At 70.1% G+C, this 7258-nt stretch carries 8 protein-coding genes; 4 read left to right on the top strand and 4 right to left on the bottom strand.

Annotation, left to right across the window (positions count from 1 at the left end):
• Window positions 1-418: 418 nt before the first annotated feature.
• Window positions 419-1270 carry a spermidine synthase gene (locus ABD357_RS16280; protein WP_344390812.1) on the top strand — a complete coding sequence of 284 codons (852 nt, stop codon included), beginning with the start codon at window positions 419-421 and terminating at the stop codon, window positions 1268-1270.
• 28 nt (window positions 1271-1298) lie between these two features.
• On the opposite strand, the gene ABD357_RS16275 is transcribed toward ABD357_RS16280, so the two are convergent.
• The 3 genes from ABD357_RS16275 to ABD357_RS45010 form a co-directional block, all read right to left on the bottom strand.
• Entirely contained in the window at window positions 1299-2606 is a 1308-nt protein-coding gene (locus ABD357_RS16275; protein ID WP_344390811.1) for an MFS transporter, read from the bottom strand.
• A gap of 99 nt (window positions 2607-2705) precedes the next feature.
• Window positions 2706-3734 (bottom strand): DUF8017 domain-containing protein, encoded by a 1029-nt coding sequence (locus tag ABD357_RS16270; protein ID WP_344390810.1) that lies wholly within the window; start codon window positions 3732-3734, stop codon window positions 2706-2708.
• A gap of 64 nt (window positions 3735-3798) precedes the next feature.
• Window positions 3799-3963: a DUF8017 domain-containing protein gene (locus ABD357_RS45010; protein ID WP_486389223.1), complete on the bottom strand. Its 165-nt coding sequence runs from the start codon at window positions 3961-3963 to the stop codon at window positions 3799-3801.
• A gap of 163 nt (window positions 3964-4126) precedes the next feature.
• On the opposite strand from ABD357_RS45010, the gene ABD357_RS16265 reads away from it, so the two are divergent.
• The 3 genes from ABD357_RS16265 (at window position 4127) to ABD357_RS16255 (ending at window position 6299) form a co-directional block, all read left to right on the top strand.
• Window positions 4127-4564 carry a DUF4442 domain-containing protein gene (locus ABD357_RS16265; RefSeq protein ID WP_344390870.1) on the top strand — a complete coding sequence of 146 codons (438 nt, stop codon included), beginning with the start codon at window positions 4127-4129 and terminating at the stop codon, window positions 4562-4564.
• 162 nt (window positions 4565-4726) lie between these two features.
• A complete protein-coding gene (locus tag ABD357_RS16260; RefSeq protein ID WP_344390807.1) occupies window positions 4727-4948 on the top strand; it encodes a hypothetical protein in 222 nt (73 codons plus the stop codon).
• Window positions 4949-5483: 535 nt separating this feature from the next.
• Entirely contained in the window at window positions 5484-6299 is an 816-nt protein-coding gene (locus ABD357_RS16255; RefSeq protein WP_344390806.1) for an SAM-dependent methyltransferase, read from the top strand.
• Between the two features lie 40 nt (window positions 6300-6339).
• Here ABD357_RS16255 and ABD357_RS16250 read toward each other — a convergent pair whose 3' ends face one another.
• Window positions 6340-7254, bottom strand: coding sequence for a helix-turn-helix domain-containing protein (locus tag ABD357_RS16250; RefSeq protein ID WP_425584886.1), 915 nt, complete (start codon window positions 7252-7254; stop codon window positions 6340-6342).
• Between the last annotated feature and the right edge of the window lie 4 nt (window positions 7255-7258).

The raw sequence follows: 7258 nt of genomic DNA, 5'->3' as shown, positions 1-7258 counted from the left end.
GGGCTGGGGCAGGGTTTCCTTTCCCCAAGCCCACCCCTTCCCGAAACTGGGGCTTCGCCCCAGGCCCCCGCCCGGGGGTGGGGATGACGGTCGTGTCGCGGCTGCCAGTCCGTCGTGGCTGGTCGCGCAGTTCCCCGCGCCCCTAAAAGCAAAAGCCTGCGCCACAACGAACCCCGCAGCCTCCCACCGGCGGGAGGGGACGTGGGTCGGTGCGTCGTATGCCCGTCGCGTAGGTTCTGTCTCAGGTCACCTGCGCCCTGTGTGAGCAAAGGGCCGTATGCCCACCCTGCGACGGGCTGACGCACCGGCCCACGGCCCCGACCCACCCACGCACCCAGGGGCGCGGGGAACTGCGCGACCAGCCACAACGCACCCGCACCCGACAACGAACCCACCCGCCCAACCGCCGGAGGCACCCGTGGACGAACGGATACCTGTGACCCGCCCCGTGGCCCACGGAACCGCCAAGCTGCTCCCGGACGTCGACCGGAAGCGCGCCTGGCTGCTGACGGTGAACGACGCCCCGCAGTCGTACGTCGACCTCGACGCACCAACGCAGCTGGAGTTCGAGTACGCCCGACGGCTCGGGCATGTTCTCGACACCCTCGCGGAGCCCGGGCGCCCGCTCGACGTACTGCATCTCGGCGGCGGCGCACTCACCATGCCCCGGTATCTCGCCGCGACCCGGCCCGGCTCCCGTCAGGACGTCGTCGAGGCCGACCGAGGGCTGATCGACCTGATCAACGAGCACGTTCCCGTCCCCGACGATGCCGGCATCAGACTGCACGCCGCAGACGCCCGCGCCTGGCTGGAAAGCGAAGGCGCCGCCGCCGACTCCGTCGACGTACTGATCGCCGACGTCTTCGGCGGCTCCCGCGTCCCGGCGCACCTGACATCGGTGGCGTACGCCCGAGCGGCCGAGCGGGTCCTGCGCGGCGACGGGGTCTATCTGGCGAACCTCGCCGACACCGCGCCCTTCGCCTTCCTGCGCTCCCAACTCGCCACGTTCTCCACGGTGTTCGAGGAACTGGCGTTGATCGCCGAGCCGGGCGTGCTGCGCGGTCGCCGGTTCGGCAACGCGATCCTCGTCGCCGCCCACCATCCCGTCGACACGGCCACCCTCGCCCGCCGTACCGCCTCCGACGCGTTCCCGGCCCGTATCGAACACGGGTCCGCGCTGCGCGACTTCATGGGGGACGCCCAGCCCGTACGGGACGAGAACGCGGTGCCGTCGCCCGAACCACCGGACGGCGCGTTCAGCATCGGCTGACGCAGTCCGGCAGCCTTCACCGCGCCCTTCAGGAGCCCTCGGCCGGGCCCTGCCAGCCGGCCGGCTCACTCGCGGTCGGAACCCCCAGCACCACTTCCTTCGTACGCCGGGTCATGTTCCGTACGTCGGACACGCACAACACCGCCGCCGTCACCACGACCACCAGCACGGTGCACCCCCACAGCGCCGCCGTACGCCCGAAGGCCTCCTCCGCCGGGCCCGCGAGGGCCGTGGCCAGCGGGACCATCGAGACGGAGCCGAACCAGTCGTACGCCGAGACGCGGGAGAGCCGGTCCTCGGGGATCTCCTGGTGCAGCGCGGTCATCCAGGAAACCCCGAAGACCTCCAGGGCCACACCGCTCACGAACATCACCGCACAGAGTCCGGCCACCGACAGGGGAACCGCGAGCGCGGCCGACGGCGCGGCCAGCGGGAAGACGCAGAGGGTGCCCGCGAGGAGCATGCGGCGTGGTTTCCAGCGCATCATCAGGATCGCGCCGCCGACGTTCCCGGCGCCGAACGCGCCGAGAGCCAGCCCCCACGGCGCTGCCCCGCCGAGGCTGTCCCGGGCGACCAGTGGTCCGTACACCGACTCGGCGGCGGCGACCACGGCGACCACGACGGAGAACTGCGCGACGATCGACCACAGCCAGGGCCGGCCGACGACCTCGCGCCAGCCGTCCCGGAGATCGGCGAGCAGACCCTCGCCCGGCTCGCGCGGCGGTATGTGGCTCACGTCGAGGAAGGCCCGCAGCGACCCGGCGACCGCGAACGCCGCCGCGTCCGCCGCGAGCACCCAGCCGGGGCCGATCGCCGCCACCATCGCCCCACCGACGGCCGCCCCGCCGAGACCGGACCCCTGCGTCGCCAGCCGGAACAACGCGAAGGCGCGGCCGACCTGTTCGCCGCTGACGGAGGACATCAGCATGCCTTCGGCCGCGGGACCGAAGAAGGCCTGGCCGGTGCCGCCGAGCGCGGTCAGGAGCATCATCTGCCAGAGCTGCGGCTCCCCGGCGAGCACGAGGACCGCGAAGGCCGCCTGCGAAAGGCAGTTGAGGGCGTTGGCCGCGACCATCACCCGGTGCCGCGGCAGCCGGTCCGCGACCGCGCCGCCGATCAGCAGGAACAGCACCAGCGGGAGCGTACGGGCCGCCGCCACCAGGCCCACGTCGCCGCCGTCACCGCCCGCGTCGAGCACCGCGAACGCCGCCGCGATCAGCGCGCCCTGGCTGCCGAGACTCGTCACGACCGAGGCGGCGGTCAGCAGCGTGTAGTTCCGGCCGGCCCAGTCGGGGCGGCGGCGCAGACGTCTCGGGGCGGCGGCGGAACTGGTCACTGGTGAACTATCGCGTCACCGCCCCGACTTGCCAATCGCGTTTAGCACCGAAACCCGGGAACCCCCACAAAGCCGGGCAAACCCGGCAAGCCCGGCACGTTACGAATCCGTGGGAGCGTCATCCGTGAGACGCACCGTGGTGAGGATCTTCTGAATCGTCGCCTCCGGAATCTCCTCGTCGACGCCCTTGGCGCCGTACAGATTCCAGGTGACGAAATCGCCCGCGCCGTTCTTGAACGCGAAGGTGATGGCCTTGCCGTCTGAGTCGCACTTTCCGTTCTGCGGAGTGTTCTGCGAATACGCCGTGGCGACGCTGCCCTCAAGGCCCGAAGCCGTCGTGAACGCCTTCGGCTTGGTGAACTTGATGCTCTTCTTGTCGGGCTGCGTGAAGCCCCCGAAGATCCACCAGGGGACCCGGGTCTCGGCCGCCTGAGCCGTGCTCGTGGCGCCGTTCTCCCCACGCGTTCCGGCGGTGGCGAGAGCGGTGTCCTCTTCGCGGCCGTCCTTGTCGGAGTCGTCCGAGCACCACTTGGACTTGAGATAGGCGGGGGCCGTGACGGTGGTCCGGTCCAGCTTGCCCTTCTCTTCCCATTCGAAACCGACGCTGGTGCCGGCGCTGTCGAGTTCCCAGTCGGCGGGCACGTCGAACTCGGTGCCGAACCGCGGGTTCACCACGACCTTCCAGCCGGGAACGGTCGGCTTCTCGCTCTCGGTGCCGCGCGGATTGTCCCCACCGCCGGATGCGGACGCGCTCGGCTTCTTCGACGCGGGGGCCGTAGTGGCCGGGCCCTTCTTGTCGGGGTCGTTCGCCGTGTCGTCCTTGTCGCCGCCCAGGACCAGAAATCCGGTGACGACGGCCGCGACTACGACGGCGGCGGCCGCGACGATCGCGACGACCTTCGTCTTGTTGTTGCCGCCGCCGCCCTGCGGCGGCTGGGGAGCCCCCAGCGGATCCACGGGCGTACCCCAGCCCGGCTGACCGGGCTGCTGTGCATAGGGGTTCGGCTGCTGCTGATATTCGGGCTGCTGATACGGATTCGGCTGCTGGTACCCCGGCTGCTGATACGGATTCTGATTCGGGTCCTGCGGGTTCTGCTCGCCCCCGGGCGGCTGCTGTCCTGGCCACATGGGCGCCCACCCTAGCGGCGCGGGGACACGTTTTTGTCACTGACTCTCGTCAGCGGTGTACCGGTCAGGACCCCGACAGGTCCGCGTACAGCCGCACGGTGCTGAGGATTTTCTTCACCGTCGCGTCCGGTACTTCCCCGGCTACACCCTTTGCGCCGTGGAACGACCACGAGACCAAGCCGCCCGGCGTTCTCGAGGGCGAATACGGTCGACTTGCCGTCTCCGTCACACTTCCCCGACTTCTTCACGCCCGTCGACCACGCGGAGGTTCGGTCCACCTCCGGCGGCTGCTCTCCCGGCCGCATGGGCGGTAACGATCCTGCGATCACATCCTCCGCATCTGGCCGCGAAGGCTACTCGCGGGTAACGTGGCGGTCATGAGCGCAGACCAGATGTCGATCGGCGAGATGCTCGCCGCCACGGTGCCGATGGTCCGGACCCTGAAACTCGAGTACCTCGAGACCACGCCGGAGAAGGCCGTCCTCGCCCTGCCCGACCAGGCCGAGTACCACAACCACGTCGGCGGGCCGCACGCCGGAGCGATGTTCACGCTGGGCGAGTCGGCGAGCGGGGCGGTCGTCCTCGCCGCCTTCGGGGACCAGCTCTCGCGCGCCGTACCGCTCGCCGTCAGCGCGGAGATCGCGTACAAGAAGCTTGCGCGCGGATCCGTCACGGCCACTGCGACGCTCGGCCGTCCCATCGCCGACGTCATCGCCGAGCTCGACGACGGCAAGCGCCCCGAGTTCCCGGTGGCCGTCGCCATCCAGCGGGAGGACGGTGCCGTTACCGGAGAGATGACGGTCGTCTGGACGCTGCGCCCGAACAACTGAGCCCGTTCGCGGCCTGGTTGCCGAGTCCCGGCAGGTTCCCGGTTACGAAACTGCCGACGGTGCGCGGCGATTCGTGCCGGAGGAGCCCGCACGATGGGAAGCTCGGAGGGTTCGCGCTTCCGGGCCTCGGGAACACGAGGCCGGTGGCGAACGGAGGTTGCGATGGTGCTCGTGGTGATCGTCGGGGTCGGTCTGCTCGGCCTCGTCGCCTGGGCGGCGACCGTGCTGATTCGGCGGGAGCGCCGGCGCCCCGAAACAACCGCCGACGCCCACCGGATCGAGTCGGCCGCCACGCAGGGAATCCGCGACGCCCGCCGCCGGGCCCGCGCACTCGACCGGATCGGCGGCGCCGGCGGGATCAGCCGCCTGGACGTGCGTGAGTAGAAATGTCCCACCGTTCCCGGACCATTGGTACCCACCCTCACCGTGGCTGCCCCTCACTCCTTACGAGGAACTGACGCCGCAGCCAGCGCTGTTGCCTCTCCGGTCACACAGACCACTATGGTTCTTCACGTCACCGGCTCATCGGTGACGAGGCCCGGGACCGGGCGTGAGCCAGTAGGGACGGCTCGCGAGCGAAGGTTGCCAGGGCCACCGGCTTGCCTCTTTCGCCCCTCCGGCGACGAGGCCGGCATCGCCGCGGTGTAAGAAAGCGGCCATCGCGGCGCTGGGCGGGCGCCCCGGGTTCTATCCGGGGCGCCCCGCACGGTGGCCTCCCGCGGGACGCCGAGCCCGTGCTCGCCCCGCCCCGCGTATGCGCGGGAAACCAGCCAATGATCAGCGAAACATGGGCAGTTGGTGGCCCGTGAACTTACCCGCGTCGAGCCGTGAGGAATAACGTGGGCGCCACGGCTGGTATTCGCCTATGCGCCTATTCAACGGGGTGCGGTCCCCGCACCGACTACTCACAGGAGCGTCCATGACTGATGAGCCGAACATCTCCGACCCGGAGACGCTCTCCAAGATCGACACTACTGTGCCGCAGTCGGCCCGGATCTGGAACTACTGGCTGGGCGGTAAGGACAACTACGAGGTCGACCGCGTAGCCGGCGACGCGTTCCGCGAGATCTTTCCCGGGATCGAGACCGGAGCCCGTGCCGCCCGGTACTTCCTGGCCCGCGCCGTCCGGCATCTGGCCGCGGAGGAGGGCATCCGGCAGTTCCTGGACATCGGCACCGGGCTGCCCAACGTGGACAACACGCATGAGATCGCCCAACGGGTCGCCCCTGAGTGCAAGATCGTTTACGTGGACAACGACCCCCTGGTGCTCGCACACGCCCGCGCGCTGCTCACCAGCACGCCCGAAGGCGTCACCAACTATGTGGACGCCGACCTGCGCGAGCCGGCCACCATCGTGCGGGAGGCCGGGAAGACGCTGGACTTCGATCAGCCGATCGCTCTCATGCTGATGGGCATCCTGGGTCACATCGAGGACTACGACGAGGCCCGCTCGATCGTGCGGCAACTGGTGGACGCCCTGCCCCCGGGCAGTTACCTGGTCCAGTACGACAGCACCAACACCAGCGAGGAGTACGTCACGGCCATCCAGCAGTACAACGAGGGCGGTTCGATCCCGTACATCCTGCGCAGCCCCGAGCAGATCGCGCGCTACTTCGACGGTCTGGAACTGCTCGAACCTGGCGTCGCGTCATGCTCGCGCTGGCGCCCCGACACCAGCGCCTGGGGCCTCCCGGCGGAGGTGCACCAGTACGGCGGCGTAGCCCTCAAGCACTGAAGCCCACCGGCTGCGCGGCCTGACGAAGCGCGTCCGGCGGTCAGGTCTCCTGGAGGATCCGGTGCAGGATCGTGGGAGTCGCCTCCGGTGACTGGGCCTGCACCACCAGGCGGTTCATGACGCCCCAGTAGTACTCGATCTCGGCCGGCTTGTCGGGGTAGAGGGCACTGGCGAGTTGCTCGAGGTAGACCACGTCGGGCAACTGGCCGCCGGGCAGCCGCAGGATGGTGACCGGGCCGCCGGACGCGGCATGCCCGCCGGCGCGGAACGGCATGATCTGGAGGGTGACCCGCGGGAGTTGGGAGACCTCGATGAGGTGCCGGAGCTGGGCGCGCATCGTGCTGGTGCCGCCCACCGCACGCCGCAGCGCCGCCTCGTCGATCACGGCCCAGAGCTTAGGCGGCTGCTGCCGGCCCAGGATCCGCTGGCGGGTCATCCGCAGGGTGACCCGCCGGTCCAGCTCGTCCGCGGAGGCGTCCGGTTGGTCGAGGCGGAGGGCGGCGCGGGCGTAGTCGGGGGTCTGGAGCAGGCCGGGAACACGCTGCACCTCGAAGCAGCGGATGAGCGTGGCTGCCTGCTCGACTCCCAGGTAGGCCTGCATCCAGTTGGGCACCACGTCGTTGTAGGCCTGCCACCAGCCGGGGGTGTTGGCCTCTTTGGCCAGAGCCAGCAAGGTGGAGCGCTCGGCCTCGTCCGTGACTCCGTACAGCGTGAGGAGATCGGCCACGTCCCGCAGTTTGCAGCCGTGACGGCCGGTCTCCAGCCGACTGATCTTGGACTGTGAGGCGCGGATGACGTGGCCCGCTGTCTCACGGGAGATGCGCTGCTCCTCCCGCAGCCGGCGCAGACGTGCGCCCAGTACGAGGCGCGGCACCATGGGCCCCGCCGACCCGGCCGACGTGCCGTCCAGGAATTCGCTGTCGGACGGTGAATGTGCGGCCTCTGTGGTGCCCATGGGC

The organism is Streptomyces vastus (genome assembly GCF_039532825.1).
GTDB classification, from domain to species: Bacteria; Actinomycetota; Actinomycetes; order Streptomycetales; family Streptomycetaceae; genus Streptomyces; species Streptomyces vastus.
This window is presented reverse-complemented; position numbering and strand designations above follow the sequence as displayed.

Excerpts from the sequence above, each read along its gene's own strand:
- ABD357_RS16250 (WP_425584886.1), bottom strand. The coding sequence starts at position 7,254 with ATGGGCACCACAGAGGCCGCACATTCACCGTCCGACAGCGAATTCCTG.
- ABD357_RS16255 (WP_344390806.1), top strand. The coding sequence starts at position 5,484 with ATGACTGATGAGCCGAACATCTCCGACCCGGAGACGCTCTCCAAGATC.
- ABD357_RS16260 (WP_344390807.1), top strand. The coding sequence starts at position 4,727 with ATGGTGCTCGTGGTGATCGTCGGGGTCGGTCTGCTCGGCCTCGTCGCC.
- ABD357_RS16265 (WP_344390870.1), top strand. The coding sequence starts at position 4,127 with ATGTCGATCGGCGAGATGCTCGCCGCCACGGTGCCGATGGTCCGGACC.
- ABD357_RS16270 (WP_344390810.1), bottom strand. The coding sequence starts at position 3,734 with ATGTGGCCAGGACAGCAGCCGCCCGGGGGCGAGCAGAACCCGCAGGAC.